This is a genomic window from Butyricimonas sp. Marseille-P2440 (assembly GCF_900091675.1).
In the GTDB taxonomy this organism is placed as follows: domain Bacteria; phylum Bacteroidota; class Bacteroidia; order Bacteroidales; family Marinifilaceae; genus Butyricimonas; species Butyricimonas synergistica.
In genome coordinates this window covers 162,166-180,076 of the sequence record NZ_LT594609.1, presented here as the reverse complement: position 1 = coordinate 180,076, position 17,911 = coordinate 162,166, and the positions used below count along the sequence as shown (strand labels likewise).

General features: G+C 45.4%; 14 protein-coding genes and 1 riboswitch. Of the genes, 7 read left to right on the top strand and 7 right to left on the bottom strand.

The genetic code is table 11. The features are described from left to right. Positions 1-19: 19 nt before the first annotated feature. The gene (locus tag BN8899_RS06790) at positions 20-2,041 is read right to left on the bottom strand and encodes a TonB-dependent receptor plug domain-containing protein (protein WP_065218847.1); all 2,022 of its coding nucleotides are present in this window, start codon (positions 2,039-2,041) and stop codon (positions 20-22) included. 10 nt (positions 2,042-2,051) lie between these two features. Further along, a complete protein-coding gene (locus tag BN8899_RS06785) occupies positions 2,052-3,206 on the bottom strand; it encodes a DUF5074 domain-containing protein (protein ID WP_065218846.1) in 1,155 nt (384 codons plus the stop codon). Positions 3,207-3,296: 90 nt separating this feature from the next. Beyond that, positions 3,297-3,510: riboswitch (cobalamin riboswitch) on the bottom strand. A gap of 214 nt (positions 3,511-3,724) precedes the next feature. Between BN8899_RS06785 and BN8899_RS06780 the strand changes: the two genes are divergently transcribed. After that, the gene (locus tag BN8899_RS06780) at positions 3,725-5,224 is read left to right on the top strand and encodes a lipopolysaccharide biosynthesis protein (protein WP_231932287.1); all 1,500 of its coding nucleotides are present in this window, start codon (positions 3,725-3,727) and stop codon (positions 5,222-5,224) included. Positions 5,225-5,232: 8 nt separating this feature from the next. Here the strand turns inward: BN8899_RS06780 and BN8899_RS06775 are convergent, their stop codons facing one another. Continuing rightward, complete coding sequence (locus BN8899_RS06775) at positions 5,233-6,171, bottom strand: glycosyltransferase family 2 protein (RefSeq protein ID WP_065218844.1); 939 nt, start codon at positions 6,169-6,171, stop codon at positions 5,233-5,235. Between the two features lie 176 nt (positions 6,172-6,347). Between BN8899_RS06775 and BN8899_RS06770 the strand changes: the two genes are divergently transcribed. Next, on the top strand, positions 6,348-7,142 hold the full coding sequence (locus BN8899_RS06770; RefSeq protein WP_065218843.1) for a glycosyltransferase family 2 protein: 795 nt from the start codon (positions 6,348-6,350) through the stop codon (positions 7,140-7,142). Positions 7,143-7,168: 26 nt separating this feature from the next. Beyond that, positions 7,169-8,254 (top strand): glycosyltransferase family 4 protein, encoded by a 1,086-nt coding sequence (locus BN8899_RS06765; RefSeq protein WP_065218842.1) that lies wholly within the window; start codon positions 7,169-7,171, stop codon positions 8,252-8,254. An 89-nt stretch (positions 8,255-8,343) separates the two neighbouring features. Here BN8899_RS06765 and BN8899_RS06760 read toward each other — a convergent pair whose 3' ends face one another. Further along, positions 8,344-8,997, bottom strand: a complete 654-nt coding sequence (locus BN8899_RS06760) for a hypothetical protein (RefSeq protein WP_231932286.1) — start codon at positions 8,995-8,997, stop codon at positions 8,344-8,346. A 281-nt stretch (positions 8,998-9,278) separates the two neighbouring features. On the opposite strand from BN8899_RS06760, the gene BN8899_RS06755 reads away from it, so the two are divergent. The 3 genes from BN8899_RS06755 (at position 9,279) to BN8899_RS06745 (ending at position 11,534) form a co-directional block, all read left to right on the top strand. Next, complete coding sequence (locus BN8899_RS06755) at positions 9,279-9,962, top strand: hypothetical protein (RefSeq protein ID WP_065218840.1); 684 nt, start codon at positions 9,279-9,281, stop codon at positions 9,960-9,962. Between the two features lie 74 nt (positions 9,963-10,036). After that, positions 10,037-11,164 (top strand): AAA family ATPase, encoded by a 1,128-nt coding sequence (locus BN8899_RS06750; RefSeq protein WP_065218839.1) that lies wholly within the window; start codon positions 10,037-10,039, stop codon positions 11,162-11,164. A gap of 1 nt (position 11,165) precedes the next feature. Next, positions 11,166-11,534 carry an MmcQ/YjbR family DNA-binding protein gene (locus BN8899_RS06745; protein WP_065218838.1) on the top strand — a complete coding sequence of 123 codons (369 nt, stop codon included), beginning with the start codon at positions 11,166-11,168 and terminating at the stop codon, positions 11,532-11,534. Between the two features lie 16 nt (positions 11,535-11,550). Here BN8899_RS06745 and BN8899_RS06740 read toward each other — a convergent pair whose 3' ends face one another. Both BN8899_RS06740 and BN8899_RS06735 read right to left on the bottom strand, forming a co-directional pair. After that, on the bottom strand, positions 11,551-12,315 hold the full coding sequence (locus BN8899_RS06740) for a GIN domain-containing protein (protein WP_082986940.1): 765 nt from the start codon (positions 12,313-12,315) through the stop codon (positions 11,551-11,553). Between the two features lie 137 nt (positions 12,316-12,452). Continuing rightward, on the bottom strand, positions 12,453-13,049 hold the full coding sequence (locus BN8899_RS06735) for a MarC family protein (protein WP_065218836.1): 597 nt from the start codon (positions 13,047-13,049) through the stop codon (positions 12,453-12,455). 777 nt (positions 13,050-13,826) lie between these two features. On the opposite strand from BN8899_RS06735, the gene BN8899_RS06730 reads away from it, so the two are divergent. Then, the gene (locus BN8899_RS06730; RefSeq protein WP_065218835.1) at positions 13,827-16,562 is read left to right on the top strand and encodes a PL29 family lyase N-terminal domain-containing protein; all 2,736 of its coding nucleotides are present in this window, start codon (positions 13,827-13,829) and stop codon (positions 16,560-16,562) included. Positions 16,563-16,698: 136 nt separating this feature from the next. On the opposite strand, the gene pgk is transcribed toward BN8899_RS06730, so the two are convergent. After that, the gene (gene pgk, locus BN8899_RS06725; protein ID WP_018339203.1) at positions 16,699-17,892 is read right to left on the bottom strand and encodes a phosphoglycerate kinase; all 1,194 of its coding nucleotides are present in this window, start codon (positions 17,890-17,892) and stop codon (positions 16,699-16,701) included. Positions 17,893-17,911 lie beyond the last annotated feature (19 nt).

The window sequence follows — 17,911 nt, the reverse complement described above, 5'->3', positions numbered from 1 at the left end:
TAATATATTAATAGATACTCTAAAATTCCCACATCAGCGACACGAGGCAATTCCGCAACGGCATCGGGTAATACTGTGTCGATTCGTAATACGTGTCCAGCAGGTTGTCCACCCGAACTTGCGGGGTCAGGCTCATCCCGTTGCGGAACTCGTGCCGGTAACCCGCGAGGATATTGTGCACCGAGTAAGGGTCGGTAGCGTATTCCTGGTCGGTGGTGATAAAGCGGCGTCCGATATAGGTCACCTGCCACGAGAAAAAAGCTCCCCGGTAATCGGCGGCAACCCTCACGTTCCATTTGAAGCGGGGCACGTAAGGAATCTGCTTCATGTACGAGCCGTCGTCCTCGTGTTGTTTCTTGCGGGTACGGGATTGCGACCAGCTGTAATTGCCCGATGCGTTTACCCTCAAATCCCCGATCTCGTAGGTCAGCTTCCCGTACAATTCCACCCCTTCCGAACGCACGTTGCGGAGGTTCTGCGGTGTCCATATCCATTGGTTCCCGTCCTTGGGCAACCATAGTATCCAATTGTCGATATACATCAGGTAGCCCGACACCTCCGCGTCCAGCGAGAGTCCCTGGCACAGGTGCTTCCGGTAAGCCACGGAAGCGTCGTACGAGTACCCGTCTTCCGGCTTCACGTCCGGGTTGCCTCCCGGTCGCCAGTAGAGGTCGTTCATGCTCGGGAAACGGTAGTTGTAAGCCATGCTTCCCTTTACCTGCAATTCCCGTTTCAACAGGTTGAACACCACGCCAGCCGACCACGTGGATACGCCCCGGCTGTCGTTCTGTTCGAACATGTACTGCCCGTTCAGCATCATCCACTCTACCGGGGTCCACAATGCCGACGCCTGCCACGAGAGCACGTTACGGTGGTGGCGGAAGGGCGGTTCCACCTCCGGGATGTCATAATCCACGTCGCCCAGCGTGTACTTCGACGAGTCGATGTCGATGTAGCTGCTCACCCGTATCAAGTCGTGCGAGTAAGTCAGGCTTGTGCCCAGCACGAGGTTTTCCCGCGGGGTAAACGTGTAATCGGCGATACCTTGCCACGTCTGCGACTGGTTCTTGTTACCCTCCGGGTCGAACATTCCCCCGGCGTACCATTTGTCGTACTTCTGCCGGTAATAGAGCCACGCCGCCTTCACGTGCAGGGCGTGTATGCTGCGGGTGAAATCCACGCCCGCGTATGCCCGGAAATTGGTTTCCCGTTGCTTCTCGTGCGATTGGTTGACAATCCCGAGAGCGGGAGGCAACATCCGTTCGCCTTCCTGAAACCACGCCACTGCCGTCAGCCGGGTGTAAGGGGATAACCGGAAGTAGCCTTCCTGCATTGCCGCCCATTGCGTGTAGTCAGCGTCTTGCCGTTTCTCGCGGAAAGGCTCGTTGGTCAATATCTTGTTCAGGTAAGTGTAATTATTGTCTGAGTGCTGGTAGTACAGGCGGGTTTTAAAAGTCGATTTTTCTCCGCCCGAGTTCACTTGCGCTCCCGCCGTGTACGTGCCGTACGAGCCGTACTCGCCCAGGGCTTTCCCGCTCACACCCTTGCGTCCGTCCGGGTCGGTGAAAAGGTTGACGCTCCCCCCGATAGCTCCCGTCCCGTTCTTCACGTGGCTGCTCCCGTAATACAGGTTCACGTTGTCCGTGAAGAACACCGGGATTTGCGAGAAATCGAAAGTCCCCGACATCGGCGGCGTGATATTGATGCCGTTCCAATTCACCCGTGTCTGCGAGGGACTGGCTCCCCGGAAGGAGGCAGTCGACAGGGCGCCCATTCCCAGGCTTTTGATGTAAATCGCCGTGTAGTCCGTCAGTAACTCCGCCAGCGAGCGGGTTTTATTTGCTTGCATGATTTCCGGGTCTATCCGGCTCACTTTTGCCCCGGCGTTCGCTTCATTGGCGTGCCGGATACGTTGGCTGACCACCTGCACCGTGTCGAGCATCCCGTGCATCGCCACCGAATCCCTTCGCTGTGCCTCTACCTGCATCCCGCTTCCCAGCGTGAAATAGATACATAATCCTATCGTTATTCTTTTAAGCATAATTCGTTTTTTAGCGTTGATTTCCGGGGAAATAGACTTGACCGGGATACACTCCCACTTTGTGGCTGACCTTCGAGCCGTCCTTCAGGTAGTGGCGAATGTAGCCTCTTTGCGCGGTGTAATCCAGGCAGTCGCACAAGTAGACGTCCCCCTCCGGGCTAACCGCGAAACCGTACATCATGCCCACCTCCGGCAGGTCGTAATAATGCTCGAACTCGCCGCTATCCACGTTCATACGGTACACGCTTTGTTGTTCTTTCTCGCCCTTGGCGTTCGCTTCAGCCGAACGGGTTTTCACGTTGAAATATATCCATGTCCCCGTGGGATCGATGTCCGTGCGGTTGTAATTGATATAGCCGATGATCTCGCCCGGTGTTTGTGAATTGGGGTCGCCGATGGGCAAGGTGTGTGATTCGACCACTTTCTCCCGCTTGGGGTCTACGCGTTTCAGCGTGATGCCCGTGACCACCCCGCTTCTTTTCTGGTACATCAGCCCCCAGATCATCCCTTCCTTGTCGATCAACATTTGGCACGTTTTCGTGTATTCTTCGTTATATACCTCTTTGATGATCCGGGCGTAATCCTTCTTGATGTTGTCGGCGTCGAACACGTACAGACCTCCCTGCGTCATGCCGAACACTTTATTTTCCGCCACGACCAAGTATTCCACCCACCGGGGGATGGAAATGTATTCCAGCGGCTTCCCGTAAGGCGGCACGGTTCGGACGCGTACCAGTTGGCGGTTCAAGTCCGATACGACTGCTTCCGTGGGGGAGATGGGCACGATCTGCCGCGGGTAGCCCGCCTGCGTGTAGAGTATTGTCCCCTCGGACTTGAAGGTCACGGGGTTGATGATCTCGATCTTTTTCGAGTTGTTCATCGCCACGAAATACTTCCCGTTAATCATCGTGATGGATTGTGCCACGTCACCCATCGGACGATGGTTCACGTCTTGGAAGGCATCCACCACCACCTTGCCGTCCTTATATATCACCGAGATAGCTCCGGCATTCGTGTTAATCAACCCCTCGTTCAGCACGAGAGCCTCTATATCCCCGTTGCCCAACACCCCGTCGGGGTAAGGCATCCCCGGTTTGTCGCATGACGACAATACCGTACCTATGCATAAAATAATCAGAAAACAAAACCACTTTTTCGCGAACATAATCTCCCTTTTAGTCTGGAAAAGGCTTGGCGTATCCGGTCGACAATGGTTAAGCTATCGGCGTTCACGTTCTTCCTTCCCCTTGAACGTTAAACAATGTGATCGTATGGCAGGTCTTCTGACTTGTTTCTTTCCCGGCGTCCTTCCCATCCCCGATATGCGGGACAGTGGATCACGAGTGCCGGAGAAATTGTTATGAAACTTACAGCAGTGGATCTGTTCAGGATTTTCACCTGATTCCCTATTAATCCCTGGTAAGGTTGTAGAAATATCTTACCCGGGAACCATAGCACCGCGAAAGTAATACCTATTTTTTTATATTACTAATGAATGGTGGAAAAGATTTTCCCGTGGAAAAGACATTTTTTGTCTTTATTTGTATATATCAGATAATTCATTATGTTTGTATTCTTATTATTCTACTATGCAACTTTGTGTCGATTGTCTGCTATAGAGATTGTAAGGCGGTTAAATACTGATGTTTGTATTTTTTTAGTATGATCTTGAATTGAAACATGATGAAGCGGGAGATTGCGATCGGTAAAACTAAAACGGAACAAGCGTTGTGGTTGGTGCTTGCTAATGCGTTGTCGTTATGTATGACATTGATAATATCCGCTATTCTTAGCCGGTACATGACAACTGTCGAGTACGGAACTTATCGACAGGTGATTTATATTTACTCGACCTTGTTGATCATTTTTTCCTTTGGACTTCCTAACGCGTACTCTTATTTTCTTGCACGAGTTCCTATCGAAGAAGGGCAGGCGGTGATTCGCAAATTGAACCTATTGTTCTGGGGACTTTCTGTTGTTTTCTCGCTTTTGTTGTTCACGGGGGCGGCTCGAATAGCCGAATTGCTGGCAAACCCGTTATTAACTGTCAATTTGAAATATTTTGCCGTAACTCCCATGCTATTGATGCCGGTATTGGGTGTCGAGCGTGTTTTGACCGTGTACGGGATGACACGTGTCGTGCTGGTGTACGTCTTGCTAGGTCGTGTGTTCTGTATACTTTTTTCCGTGTTGCCGGAGATTATTTTCGATGCCGGAGTTACTGGGGTCGTCACTGGGCTAGTGGTTGCTTCTTTGGGTTCGAGTCTTGTCGGTTTTCGACTTTTGTCGTTGCCGTTTAAGAATGTTACACCCGGGAAAACGGAGATAACAATTCGGGATATATTGCGATTTTCGATGCCGGTATTTACTTCAAGCTTGTACGGATTTATTATCGGGTCCGTGAGTCAATTTTTCGTGAGCCGTTACCTGGGAGTTGAAAATTTTGCCATGTTTGCGAACGGCTACAAGGAACTTCCTGTTGCCGGAATGGTGATTGGCGCCATATCCGGTATTTTATTGCCCGAGTTTTCCCGGATGACCCAAAACGGGGCTGGTAACAAGGAATATATAACTCTCTGGAAAAGCGTGATATTCAAGTCCGCGTCAATAATATACCCCTTTGCCGTGTTTTGTTGCGTTTTTGCCCCGGAAATAATGGGAACCTTATACGGGATCGCTTATCGTGAAGCGGCAGATTTGTTCAGGGTTGTCACGATAATAAATTTGGCGCGGATTGTGCCGTACGGACCGTTGATGTTCGCTTTAGGCGAAGGCAAGATATTCGCGAACGCCCATTTGGTCACGGCAATCACCTTGCTTGCACTTGATTTATCGTGTGTTTATTATTTCCCGTCTTTGTTGGCAATCGCTGTAATCACCACGGCAACCACCTTTTTTTGTCTCATGGCTCTAATGATAAGTACAGCGCGTATTTTGAACACGAGCCTGTTGGGGCTGCTACCCTGGAAATCGATGCTCAAAATCCTGTTGGCATCCGCCTTCTCGTGCTTTTGGGGAAGCTTGGCGATAAGTCGTGTCGGAATCACTCGCGACTTCTCCGTTCTTGTCATGGGATTTTTAATATCAGTTGGCATCTATTTGCCTGTTTCCCGGTGCCTGGGAATTAATTGCATGGCATTGTTGAAGTCGTTGGTAGTTTCGGGAAGTGTATCCAGGGGATAATTCCGTTTTCATGCTTTATCTTTTAAATCGATATCGTAATGCTTTAGCAATCTGCTTAATTGTATATCATTCTGGAAATTCCCGATATTTAAATTCTGTAATCTGTCTTTAAATATAATTTGTCGGAATAAATCCAAATGATAAAAACCTGAATTGTTGAAAAACGTGTTTACTTTGGAAGTGCCTTTTATTACTCCCATCATGTAGAACCAGATGTCATCGGCATAAGGGCATATTTCCGTGAATAATGATTGGTTTGTAACATCTGGATAAAGGCTATCAGGCGGATACCATATACCCCCATATCCAAGAGGAAATATTAGTTTGGAGGAAATTTTGTTTTGTTTGGCAGTATTAGTGGTATTAATATTTGCCCAATCCTTGTAACTCGATAGTTTCCCGTTTACGAAGGTGGGATACCGGCAATGTGTTGATATAATGTAACAAGGATTTTTTTTGTGGCATTCATAAAGACGTTCAAGGAAAGATGGCGGATAGTATGTATCGTCATCTATCGTTACGATATGATCCGATGGATATTCTTTGATTGCCGGTACCAGCTTTTGGTATGATTTAACGTCTTCTGTAAATTTAATTTGCAAATTCGCAAAAGACAGGGACTTGATTTTTTCAGGAATATTGTCTGTTGTCCAATTTTTAGAATCTAGCCAAAGGATGATTTGTCCGGGTAAAACCCGTCCGTTCAATATTGATAGTATTGCATAAGGCGTACATGCCGTGACTCTTCGACCGTAGCTTGTTAGAGATACTATGACGGGAATTCGTTTTTTCTTGTCACATATCTTTTTTAGGTTATTTATATAAAAATCCCAGATAATGTTGTATTTAAATTTTAGTAATTCACCTTTTAAGGCTTTATTTAGAATATTTAATTTAAACATTATTTGTAACTTGATTTTCGTGACACCTGACTCTTCTGCACTCATGACAAAAATAAATACAAAATCCGATAAACTCGCACTTTCGTGGGGGATATTTTCAATGCGTATAATGAAAAATAATTTTTTCTAAAAAATCACAAGAAAAGGATGTGACTACGGTAGATTAGCGTATATTTGCAATATTGAAGGAAAATCATAGTTGAAATAGCTGTATATTTAGTATGGATTTAGAACTTGTATCCATCGTAACCCCGGCGTTTAATTGTGGCATGTATATTTCTGATGCGATTGAGAGTGTTCTTGCGCAGACTTATTGCGAGTGGGAAATGATAATTGTCGATGATGGTTCCAGTGATGGTACTTTTGATGTCGTATCTCGATATACAATTTCGGATTCAAGAATACGTTATATAAAAATTTCAAGCAATACCGGAACGGCGAACGCCAGGAATATAGGGATCGGTTTTGCCAACGGTCGGTACATAGCGTTTCTTGACAGTGATGATTTGTGGATGCCTGAAAAGCTTGAGCGCCAGATCGCTTATATGCATTTGCACAACGTGGCGATGTGTTGTACTGCGTACAAGCTTATATTTGATGGAGGCGGAGAACTGGGCAGGACGGTTTTCCCGAAGAATACCACGAATTTCGATGAGGCAATGTGGGGAAAAGGGACAATCGGGAATTCTACTGTCATGTTGGATACTAAAATGTTACGCTCGATAGAAGTGCCTGATATAAGGAAACGTAATGATTTGGCTCTATGGCTTAGGCTGTTAAAGGAACAACCGTGCTTTTATGGAATGGCCGAGGTTTTAACCGCTTATCGTAAAAGAAAAGGTTCGCTCTCTAGCAATAAACTAAGTCTTGTAAAATATCATTGGTTGCTTTTTCGTAAAATCGAGAATATGAGTGTTATTGATGCTTTAAGAGTGACTTTTTGCTGGTGTGTTAAGAAGTTGCGAGAGTGCTTTTTTTCCTGGGGATTAAACGGGCAATGTAGTCATGAATATTGAATTGATCTAAGCGTGAAGAAATAATTATGGATAAAGAATATGTTGATACTATTTGTATCGGATTAGAACGTTTTTGCGATAAAATAGGCTATCAGTCAAATGTGTATGCCAAAAATGGGGAAACCATAAAATATCTGGTCCACGATGTATATGGGAATAGCCAAAAATTCATAGATAAGTATAATGCGGACGCGCGAATAGTCCCCATGGGAATCATGACACGTGTAAAAACGCTTATTTGTACCTTGTGTAAGGTAAAATCGAAGAACGTAGAATTGTATAGCAGTGGTAGTAAAATGGTTATATTTTATGCCGTTGTTGCGAAATTGTTCAGGCGCAATCTTATCGTGATCTTGAGGGGACTTGAATTCTCGAAGGGGAAATTGCAAGTTTATTTGACAAAGCGGGCGTTAAAATTGGCAGATCTGGTGATAGCCAAGGAATACAATCTGCTGGAAGATGCAAGGAAATGCAATTTGGGCAATAAGCTTTGTTTCGTTCACAACGCAATCCCGTATCATAGCCGCCCCCTTTTGACTTATGATGAGAGAGATGTCGACATTATATTCATGAACAGCCCGAGGAAGAAGCGCCACGTGGTGTTTTTGTTGGAGGTATTCAAGCGATTGTTAGATGAAATGCCCGCATTGAAGATTATACTTGCGGGATTCAGCGTTTTGAATGAGAAAAAACCTTCGGTCGAAATAGAGTATCAAGAAGAAGTTCTAGACAGAATAAGGGAACTCGGGCTTGAAGACAAAATCACGATATTAGGCTTTGTTTCTTATGGGGGCAAGTTGCTCCGGAGAAGTAAAATATTCGTTTTCCCTGCTGAGATCGTTTTTTGCAACTACGCTTTGCTTGAATCCATGTCGTATGGATGCGTCCCAGTTGTGGCGGACGGGGAAGGTGCTGACATGATCGTTGCCCCGAATATCAATGGGATGATATGTCACCGGGATGTTGAATTTTTCAAAGAGTCGATATCGCAATGTCTGGGCAGGCAATGGTGGGATCGTTTATCGCCTAAAGCCGTGGAAACGATACGGGAAAGATTCTCAATAGATGAATGGTACGATAAAATAAGAAAGGCTAAAGAAGGCGTGTGTTGACACATCTCTAGTCCATAAGGTCATTTGTTACACGAAACATTGATTGACACACAATACAGGTTTATTGCGGTGTCCTGTCGCAAAAGTAGTTAGATAACTGCGTATTCGCTCGGGGAGAACCGGTCCGGGTTCCCGTTGCCGAAGAACAAGTATAGATGCAGAGGTGTTCCGTCCGGTTGACCTGCCGCGGGGATTTCCACGGTTACCTCGCCGTCACCGCGGCGCGTGCCGGGGCAGGCGATCATTCGCGGGGAACGGGGTTGCGTGTCGTAGAAGTACCCGAGGTACACTTGGTCCGAGGCGCTCGCTTTCGGGCGGTCTGAGTCATTTTCCCAGCGGAGGGTGACGCTCCAGCCATCTCTTGCCACGTCCATGATAACCGGTGCTTCCAAGGTCCCCATGGAGAAACGGAATGTAGGGAATGCCCACACACCCTCGCCCGGGCGGAGGCATCCGCCGTTCACGGAGTGGAATGCCGAGTCGCTTTTAGCGATCCCCGTGGCCCTTGCCCACGTGCGCCATATGGGCAGTTCCCCGGTAGCACGGCGGTATATTCGCCACATCTTTCGAACCTCGGTGAATTGGCTGGAAGATTTCTCTTCTCCCTCTGTCCTGGATTTCTTGGGTCCTCGTTTGGATTTGCATTTCCGTACTGTTCCCCCGTACAGGTAAAACGTGACGCCGTCCATTTTCAAGGGACCGTTAGTAAGTAAAGCGGCGAGTAATGATGAGTTCCTATCCATAACCAATATGATTTAAGTATTAATTCCGAATTAATTCCGGTGCAATAGTACTTAAAATATTTTAATTATGCAATAGCTACTCTTTATGAACGCTATTTACTATAGGGTTCATATAGGGTTCATATAGGGTTCATATAGGGTTCGTATAGCGTTTATGGCGGAATTCATACCGGATTGATACGGAATTATAATTGAATTAATGTATGTAATTGTCTTATCTTATTATGGTTTTGGTAGAAAAATTGTATATTTGGCAAGTGAAACATTAAAATAGATAGGGTATGGCAGAATTTGTGAACCCGATAGGAAAAATACGGGGAAAATACGGGAACGTGATCGGTTACGTGAGGGAAAACGGGAAGAATTGTTGCAAAAGTGCCGGGTTGAAGCGTAAGCCGAACGGGGAGGTACAGAAACGGCAGTCTATCGCTTTCGGCGCGACGGCAGAAAGAAAACGATGGCTGATGGTCGCTATCCGGTTGGGATTTCCCGGGGGGAACGGTTACCCGAAAGGATTTAACGGGTTCGTGAGCGCGAACGTGATGAATGCCGTGAGCGTGGAAAAGATAGACCCGGAAGCACCGGTTAACCCGCGCAAAAAAGCCGGGCGAGAATTCAGGGGAAACATTGATTACCGGAAATTGCGGGTAGCTGCCGGGCAGTTGGTGCCGCCGTCGGTTAGTACCGAGGTGGACGCGGAGAGCCGGAAGGTGCGTTTTGCTTCCCCGGGTGTGCAACTCGAGTCGATCGATTGTTTTTTGGATGATAAAATTTATGGTGTGGTGGCTGGCACGCGGGGTAAGCGTTGCCGCGTGGTGGAATTAGGTACGCGGGGCGAGGCGATTGATACGAGCGTGGATTTCCCGAGAAATGTCGAGGCGGACGAGATTGTCGTTTACGTGTTCGCCGCGAGTGCTGACGGGAAGGATGTTTCAGATTCGGCGTGCGTGTGGTGTTGGGAGTAATAATTTTATTAGTAATAATGTTATTACTAATAAAGTTATTACCTATCTTTGCATGAAAATAATGCTTGAAGATTATGGAGAATAAGCCTTTTATATTTGGAGTTGCAACATCGGGTGATAATTTTACCGATCGGGAGAAAGAAACGGAGCGTCTGTTGCTAAATTTCCGGTATGGTGTAAATACTGTGCTGATTTCGCCTCGTCGTTGGGGTAAGACCTCATTGGTGCAGAAAGTATGTCGTTTGGCACAATCCGATGAATTGAAAGTCGTGTATCTCGATATTTTCTCGTGTCGTAGCGATCGCGATTTTTATGACGCATTTGCAGCAGCAGTTCTCAAGCAAACATCTTCCAAGTTAGACGAATGGTTGGAAAATGCCAGGCTGTTCCTTTCACGGGTCACTCCTAAAATATCCGTGGGGACAGATCCGGTGACGGATTTCTCGATATCGTTTGAAATGAATCCCAAAAGCAACGATATTGATGAAATCCTGCAGCTCCCGGAAAAAATAGCACGGAAGAAAGGCTATAATATCGTGATATGTATCGATGAATTTCAACAGATAGCGGAGTTTAAGGATTCAAAAACATTCCAGAAGCGATTGCGTGCTGTATGGCAGCTGCAAAAATCGGTATCTTATTGTTTGTTCGGTAGCAAGAAGCATTTAATGAATGAGATTTTCGAGAAAAAGAGCCTTCCGTTCTATAAATTCGGGGATTCCATTTATTTGCCTAAAATTGGAACAGCGGATTGGATAGATTATATACGCGGTCGTTTTGAAGCCACGGGTAAGCGAATTTCAAAAGAGTTGGCCGAAAAGATATGTCAAAGAGTGGATAACCATTCGTCTTACGTGCAGCAGTTGGCATGGTTGGTATGGGTTCACACGAATGGAATTGCTACCGAACGGGATTTTGATGCGGCATTCCAAGATATTGTCGACCAAAATACACCCTTGTTTGAAAAGCAGACCGAGAGCCTTACGACTTATCAGATGAATTTTCTGCGGGCGATTATTGATGGTGTTCATAGTGAATTCACTACACAAGAAATTATACGTAAATACCAGCTTGGCTCATCGGCGAATGTCAGTATCGTCAAACGTGCGTTGGTTAAAAAAGAGATTATAGAAATCGAAAAACGCCGGGTTGTCATTCCTGATCCGGTGATGGAAGTGTGGCTAAAAAAGGAGTTGGGTTAAAATGAATATTGAAGAATTTAGAGAATATTGCCTTTCGCTGAAAGGGGTGCACGAGAAAATGCCTTTCCCGAATGTTGCAGACAGGTATAGCCAGGATGTTTTGTGTTTTTACGTGGCGGACAAATGGTTTTGCTTCGTGAATATCGAGGTATTCGATTTTTGTTGCATCAAGTGCGATCCCGATGAGTCGGGTGAGTTACGGGCGCAATACGCTGGGATCACTCCCGGTTGGCACATGAACAAGAAATATTGGATTAGTGTCTATTTCAACCAAGATGTTTCGGACGATAAGATACGGGAACTCGTGAGGAAATCTTACGATATTGTTGTAAAGGGGCTTACGAAGAAGGAGAGGGAGTTGTTAGGGTAAATATTTCTTTTGGAGGTTAATTGTTTTTCTTTATTTTGGACATTCCCGCGGTGTTTAGTTTTATAATTTGTGGGGCGCCGAAATAGGTGATGGAGGATACTCCGGTTGCTTCGGCGCTAAGTTCTTGCACCACGTGGATGTTGATATGTGAGGTTCCTGTGGCTTCGAGGGTAGCTTTGTCTACCGTGAAGTTTGCCAGGTTGGCGCTGGAGGCTCCGCTGACTTCGACATTTGCCGTTGTGCTTTTCCCCTTGAGGGTAAGTTTGCTGGTACCCGAGATTTCAAAGGCGACTGCCGGTGCGGTGAGTTCCCCGCTCATTTTTGAAGCTCCTGTCAGGGCTATTGAAGCTTTCTGGGTTATGCAGAGGGGGGCGGTGGATGTCATGGATGAGGCTCCGCGGATTTCCGCCACAAGGTGGTTCGTGGTGATTTCTCCCTTGAGGCGAAGAGAACAGGCTCCGCTGATTTCCACGTTTTCTAGGGTGGAAAAGGTGACTTCGGCGGCGAAAGTTTCTTTGTTTTTTCCTTTAAATTTTTCATCGAAACCGATGGTTAATATCCCGTTTTTCAGGGTAAACACGAGTTCCTGTTCTAGACGGGCGGGGATGTTTACGGATGCCCCGGTGGATTCGCCTTGTTTGGCGATGACTTTGAATGCCCCGTGGATTTCGATCCCGGTGATTTTTTCTCCCTGAAAACGGGAGAGCGTGATGTTTTCTTGAGCGATGGCTCCGGTGATGGCGAAGCAGATCATGAAGACGAGTAGTGTGATTCTTTTCATAGCTGTTATTTTTGTGATAGGACGTTCAAAGGTAGCGAAAAGTTACAGCATCTTTTTTGGGGAAGCACGGTAATTCCATGTATATTTTTCCGAGGGAAAGTGAAGCCGTGTCGCGGGTGAAGGCTGAAACGGGGGAATTACTTTAATGATTCCAATAAGATGTTCAGGTTGGAGGTAAAAATCTTCACGGACATGGCGAGTAGTATGATGCCGAAAAATTTCCGCAAGATGTAGACACCGCCTTTCCCGAGTAGCCGCTCGACGAGGTAGACGTTGCGAAGGACAACGTAGACGACGAGCATATTCAGGAGGATGGCGACGATGATGCTGAGCACGCTGCACTCGGCTTTGAGGGTGAGTGTGGTGGCTAATGCCCCGGCTCCCGCGATAAGGGGGAAGATGACAGGAACAATGGTGGCGGAGCCCGCCGGGCCGTCATTCCGGAATATTTCGATATTGAACGTCATTTCAATAGCGAGGACAAAGAGCACCAAAGCCCCGGCAAGGGCAAAAGAGTATATATCTATGTTGAACAATCTTAGTAATCCGTCGCCGGCGAACAGGAAAGCAATAAATATGACAAGAGATATTCCTGCCGCTTTTCCGGCGTAGACTTTTTTCCCGGCGTTGTTAAGACCGATGATGATGGGGGTGGAGCCCGTGATGTCGATCACGGCGAAAAGAACCATGAAGGCGGTGAATATTTCTTTAATGTTGAAGCTAAAATAATCCATTTTGAGTTGCGTTATAATGAAATCTGTTGTAGTCCCGCAAATTTACGATTAATTTTTATAATATCCATGTTTCGACGTCGGACGGCATAGGTCTTAGTGCTGTTCCGAGATCCCGGGCAAAGAATGTATTCGGGACATTGGAATAAAAAAGTTTTTGTCAGACAAGTGGAAGTTATGGGAAAAGGTTGGATGTTTAAGAAGCTTGATGATTGATTGTTAAAATTAACGCATGTATTTTTTAATGGAAAAATATCAATAAACGTTCGTTTATTGAGTGCAAATGTACGATTATTTATTAAATATGGAAATATCAGAAGAGAAAATTTCATATTTTGACAAAATATATTTGCTTTTGTGCTAAAAGTAGACACAATCGCCTTGCTTCTATGCGATAGAAGATGTTCTTAAGATTGTGATGGATCTTTTATGTCTGTTTTTACGGGTACACGTTATCTCGGTTTATGAAATTCCCACGGGAAAAAGTTACGGGCGTTATTTGTTTAAATTGGGTTGAGTTTTTTATTTATGATTATTAATGGCGGGTAATCATGATCTTGTTTTTATTAATATTCTTGTTATCAAGGTGTTGGTAAGTTTGAGTGTTATTTCTTTTGTAAGTGTAATATGTTGATAGTTATTTGTTTATGCTTGTTAATAAACGAATGATTATTGATATGATCGGATTGTTTAAAAATGAAATGATTTGATAATAACAGTTAGATGATTTGGATGATAGAAAAATGAAATTTTTAAATTACCAATTTTAATTTTATACGTATGAATAGAAAATGGAATTATGCAAAAAAGGCATTTTTCGGAATGTTAGTTCTAGGATTAGTAAGTCCTTCATTCGTCGGTTGTAAAGATTATGACGACGATATTGATGATTTGCAACAACAAATTACTGAAAACAAAGAAGCTATTGAGGCGAATAAGAAAGCTATTGCGGATATTCAAAGCGCCGTGGCAGCTGGTGCCGTATTGGTTGACGTGCAAGAAACGAGCAATGGTATTGTCGTGAAATTGTCTGATGGCAAGTCTTATACCATAACGAACGGGAAAAACGGAGAAAAAGGAGAAGATGGCGAAAAAGGAACGGATGCTCCGATTCCGACGTTCGCGATTGAGGATGGCAAGCTGGTAGCAAATTATACCGATGGAACGAAGACGGTTCTTTTGGATAAAGTGTTTACCGCTGACGATTTTGAATTTACTGTCAATGACGAGGGACATTTGATTTTAAATGGCACGGAAGACCTTGGAAAGGTTACCGGTGAAAACGGGATAAAAGGTGACGACGGTTTGACCCCTGAAATTAAATTCGAGGGTTCAAAGTTAGTGATCACGATTGGTGAAGGAGAGAATAAAAAGGTTATCGAAAAGGATTTGATGGAACTTCTGAATGGTAGCGAAACAAATCCGGCACTTGCTTTCTCTGTAGGCACGGATGGATACTTGTACGTGAACGATACAAAGACCGATGCTCTGATTTATAATGTTTACATGGTGAGAGAGAAGAATTCGGTGAAGATTTATATGCCGGAGTATGAAGGTGACGCATTTAAATTGGACGATGCCGGGAAGATCGCTTACGGTTTTGTTGAAATTCCAACAAATGCAGGGGGCCAAGTGACTTCAGTGACTTTGGTCCCGATGCGCCAAGGTGGTGATTTAAAAGTTTATAAGCTTTGGAATATAGCTGAAACTCCTAAATCTTTGGATATAACTGCAACGTCCAGTCAATTACGTTTCCAGGTGAACCCGACTAAGGCTCAATTGGGTGAGGATAAGGATTTCGTGTTGTTGCCAGAGATGAAACACTTTAAACTTTTGTCAAGGGCCACTCCCCCGAAATTCTTGCTGAGTAACCCGGTACAAGTTAAGGAGGGTGAAGAGACTGGATTGGTGTATGCCGATTTCAAATTCGAGAATGTGGCTCCCGATGCACAGGATATTTACACGTTGGCAGCCGGGATCAAGAATAATCACACGGGAGAGGTGATCTATTCTGATTATATTGAATTTAATCCCCAGGGGCATAAAGTACAACCGTTGTTCGTACAATTGATTGACAAAAAGGATGTGGAAATTGCTGCTATTCCGGAATTGGAATTGATTCGTGAAATGGGCAAGAGCTTGGATGTCGTTGAACATATTTTCGTGAAGGCAAAAGAAGGAGATAAATACAATACTCTGGAGTCTTATGGTTTTGCTGCCCCGACCTTCGAGGTGAAAGAGGTAAAAGCCGAGAGTACTGCCGAGGATGTTTTGGCCGTGAACGGTACCACGATTTCCGTGAAGGATGTTACTTTCAAGGCACAAGGCGCTACAATCACTTTTGAAATTACGGCTAAAGTGAAAGATAATGCCGGCAAGGATGTCGTGCTCGGAAAACAAAAGATCCAGGTAAAGATCGTGGAAGATGTTGAAGAGTTGAATTTGATTGAGGATATTGTTGTTAATGACTTTAACGGTTCTGCAAAGACAATTGCCGAGAATGTGCTTAAAGCAGGTGCAATCAATCAGTTTAATACTTATTTCAACGTTGACGTGACAACGGACGAAAAAGTTAAGGTGGCTTTCGAAATCAAGAAAAACGGTAAGGTGGTAACGGAAGACATCACGATGTTCGAGAAGTTGTCTGCAAAACCGGAAATTAAAGTGAACCCGAGTGCCCAAGGTGTTTACGAGGTGAAGATGACGGTGACAAGAGAGGTGTCTGAAACAGTAGTCGTAACGAGTGTGACTAACTTCACGATTACCGTGAATCCGATCAAGTTCTTGGAAGGCTGGAAAGAGGCTACCTATTGGAATGCCGGGGATGCTATCACGGTTAAAGTTGATAAGAGTTCGGAAAATTTCAAATCAGATTTGCAGAAATTGTTTAATATTGACAACAAACTTGGTGTGAAAGTAAAATACACGAACAAAGTGGGTGAAAAGAACGTGAGTGTAAATGGTGACGAAGCCATATTAACGGAAAATGCGGCTAAAAATCTTGCTATGGCAGGGACCGTGAGTGGTAAGATCGTTGCTCAGCTGGTGAACGCTACGGATGAAACAGTTGTTCTTGACACGAAAGAGATCACGGTGACTTTTGAAAACCCCTTCAAATCCTTTACGGTAAGCGGGGAAGATAAGTTAAGTTTGTTGGATGCTACGTTTTCTTCTGCAGATGAAAAGGGTGTGGATTTAAATATTAATAAGTTATTGACACTCTCTTTGAAGGCGGATAACCGCGAGGGAAGTATCGTGGATCTTATCACGAAGAGTGAGAAGGAGGAAACTTTGGACTTGAATCAGTTGACAAAGAAATATGGAACAGAAAAGATTGAGTATAGCTTGAAGGATAATAAGGATTCAAGAATCTCAATCACTGAAAGTGGTGTGTTGACTTGGAAGAATACAGGTGTCGCTTTGGCTCAAGATGTGAAAGTTGTTGTTGTAATCACGATCAAAAACAACTGGAAGCCTATCACGGAGGAGGTGACGGTAACGATTAAAAAGAATTAAGTAATTTGCAACCAGAACGTAGGTCCTGATTTTGGACCATTCCACTCCCCGCGAATTGTTTCGCGGGGAGTTTCTGTTTAAAAAAAATACTCGCTTTTGCGAGTATTTTTTTATATTTTTAGGTGCGGGAGAGGAATTATTTCCCCCGTATTGCCGTGATTCCCGGTAATTCTTTTCCCTCGATGTATTCGAGCAAGGCTCCGCCCCCGGTGGACACGTAGCTGACTTTGTCGGCGAGCCCGAATTGGTTGATGGCAGCCACGGAGTCGCCTCCGCCGATGAGCGAGAAGGCGCCTTTGGCGGTTGCTTTCACGATGGCATCGGCAATCGCTTTTGTGCCCACTGCAAATTTAGGCATCTCGAAAACTCCCACGGGACCATTCCAAAGGATGGTCTTGGATTCCTCGATGATTTTCGAGAATGCGGCGATGCTTTCCGGACCTACATCCAAACCTTCCCATCCGTCGGGTATTTCCATGGAGGGTACGATGCGGGTGTTTGCGTCGTTGCTGAAAGCGTCGGCAGCCACGGTGTCAGTTGCGAACACGAGGTTCACGCCTTTTTCTTTGGCAATTTTTATGATGTCAAGAGCCAAGTCGAGTTTGTCGTCTTCGCAAATGGAGTTGCCGACGTGTCCGCCTTGGGCTTTTTTGAATGTATAAGTCATTCCTCCGCCGAGGATAAGATTGTCCACCTTGTCCATCAAGTTCATGATAATCTCGATCTTGGAAGAAACTTTGGAACCTCCCATGATGGCAGTGAACGGGCGGACGGGGTTGTGCATCACTTTGTCTACGCTTTCTAGTTCGCCCTGCATCACGTAACCGAATATTTTGTCATTCGGGAAGAATTTAGCGATAACGGCAGTAGAAGCGTGGGCACGGTGTGCGGTACCAAACGCATCATTGATCCACACGTCACCGAGGGAAGCTAATTTTTGGGCGAAACCCTCGTCGCCTTTCTCTTCTTCTTTGTAGAAACGGAGGTTCTCGAGTAGAAGTACTTCGCCGGGTTTCAAGGCGGCGGCTTGTTCCTTGGCACTTTCGCCGATACAGTCATCTGCGAATTTCACGGGAGTGCCTAACAGTTCTTCCAGGTGCTTCCGGATATGATTTAGTGAAAATTTATCTTCGGGTCCATTTTTCGGGCGTCCGAGGTGTGACATCAAGATGACGGAACCTCCGTCTGCCAGCACTTTCTTGATCGTGGGGATGGCTGCCCGCATACGGGTGTCGTCGGTGATCTCGAATTTGTCATTTAACGGCACGTTGAAGTCTACGCGGATAAGAGCCCGCTTGTTTTTAAAGTTGTAATTATCAATTGTCTGCATAGCAATTGTTTTTTAATGA

What these genes read in the sequence shown, in the direction of transcription:
- BN8899_RS06790 (WP_065218847.1), bottom strand. Translation starts at nt 2,041, where the DNA reads ATGCTTAAAAGAATAACGATAGGATTATGTATCTATTTCACGCTGGGA.
- BN8899_RS06785 (WP_065218846.1), bottom strand. Translation starts at nt 3,206, where the DNA reads ATGTTCGCGAAAAAGTGGTTTTGTTTTCTGATTATTTTATGCATAGGT.
- BN8899_RS06780 (WP_231932287.1), top strand. Translation starts at nt 3,725, where the DNA reads ATGAAGCGGGAGATTGCGATCGGTAAAACTAAAACGGAACAAGCGTTG.
- BN8899_RS06775 (WP_065218844.1), bottom strand. Translation starts at nt 6,171, where the DNA reads ATGAGTGCAGAAGAGTCAGGTGTCACGAAAATCAAGTTACAAATAATG.
- BN8899_RS06770 (WP_065218843.1), top strand. Translation starts at nt 6,348, where the DNA reads ATGGATTTAGAACTTGTATCCATCGTAACCCCGGCGTTTAATTGTGGC.
- BN8899_RS06765 (WP_065218842.1), top strand. Translation starts at nt 7,169, where the DNA reads ATGGATAAAGAATATGTTGATACTATTTGTATCGGATTAGAACGTTTT.
- BN8899_RS06760 (WP_231932286.1), bottom strand. Translation starts at nt 8,997, where the DNA reads ATGGATAGGAACTCATCATTACTCGCCGCTTTACTTACTAACGGTCCC.
- BN8899_RS06755 (WP_065218840.1), top strand. Translation starts at nt 9,279, where the DNA reads ATGGCAGAATTTGTGAACCCGATAGGAAAAATACGGGGAAAATACGGG.
- BN8899_RS06750 (WP_065218839.1), top strand. Translation starts at nt 10,037, where the DNA reads ATGGAGAATAAGCCTTTTATATTTGGAGTTGCAACATCGGGTGATAAT.
- BN8899_RS06745 (WP_065218838.1), top strand. Translation starts at nt 11,166, where the DNA reads ATGAATATTGAAGAATTTAGAGAATATTGCCTTTCGCTGAAAGGGGTG.
- BN8899_RS06740 (WP_082986940.1), bottom strand. Translation starts at nt 12,315, where the DNA reads ATGAAAAGAATCACACTACTCGTCTTCATGATCTGCTTCGCCATCACC.
- BN8899_RS06735 (WP_065218836.1), bottom strand. Translation starts at nt 13,049, where the DNA reads ATGGATTATTTTAGCTTCAACATTAAAGAAATATTCACCGCCTTCATG.
- BN8899_RS06730 (WP_065218835.1), top strand. Translation starts at nt 13,827, where the DNA reads ATGAATAGAAAATGGAATTATGCAAAAAAGGCATTTTTCGGAATGTTA.
- pgk (WP_018339203.1), bottom strand. Translation starts at nt 17,892, where the DNA reads ATGCAGACAATTGATAATTACAACTTTAAAAACAAGCGGGCTCTTATC.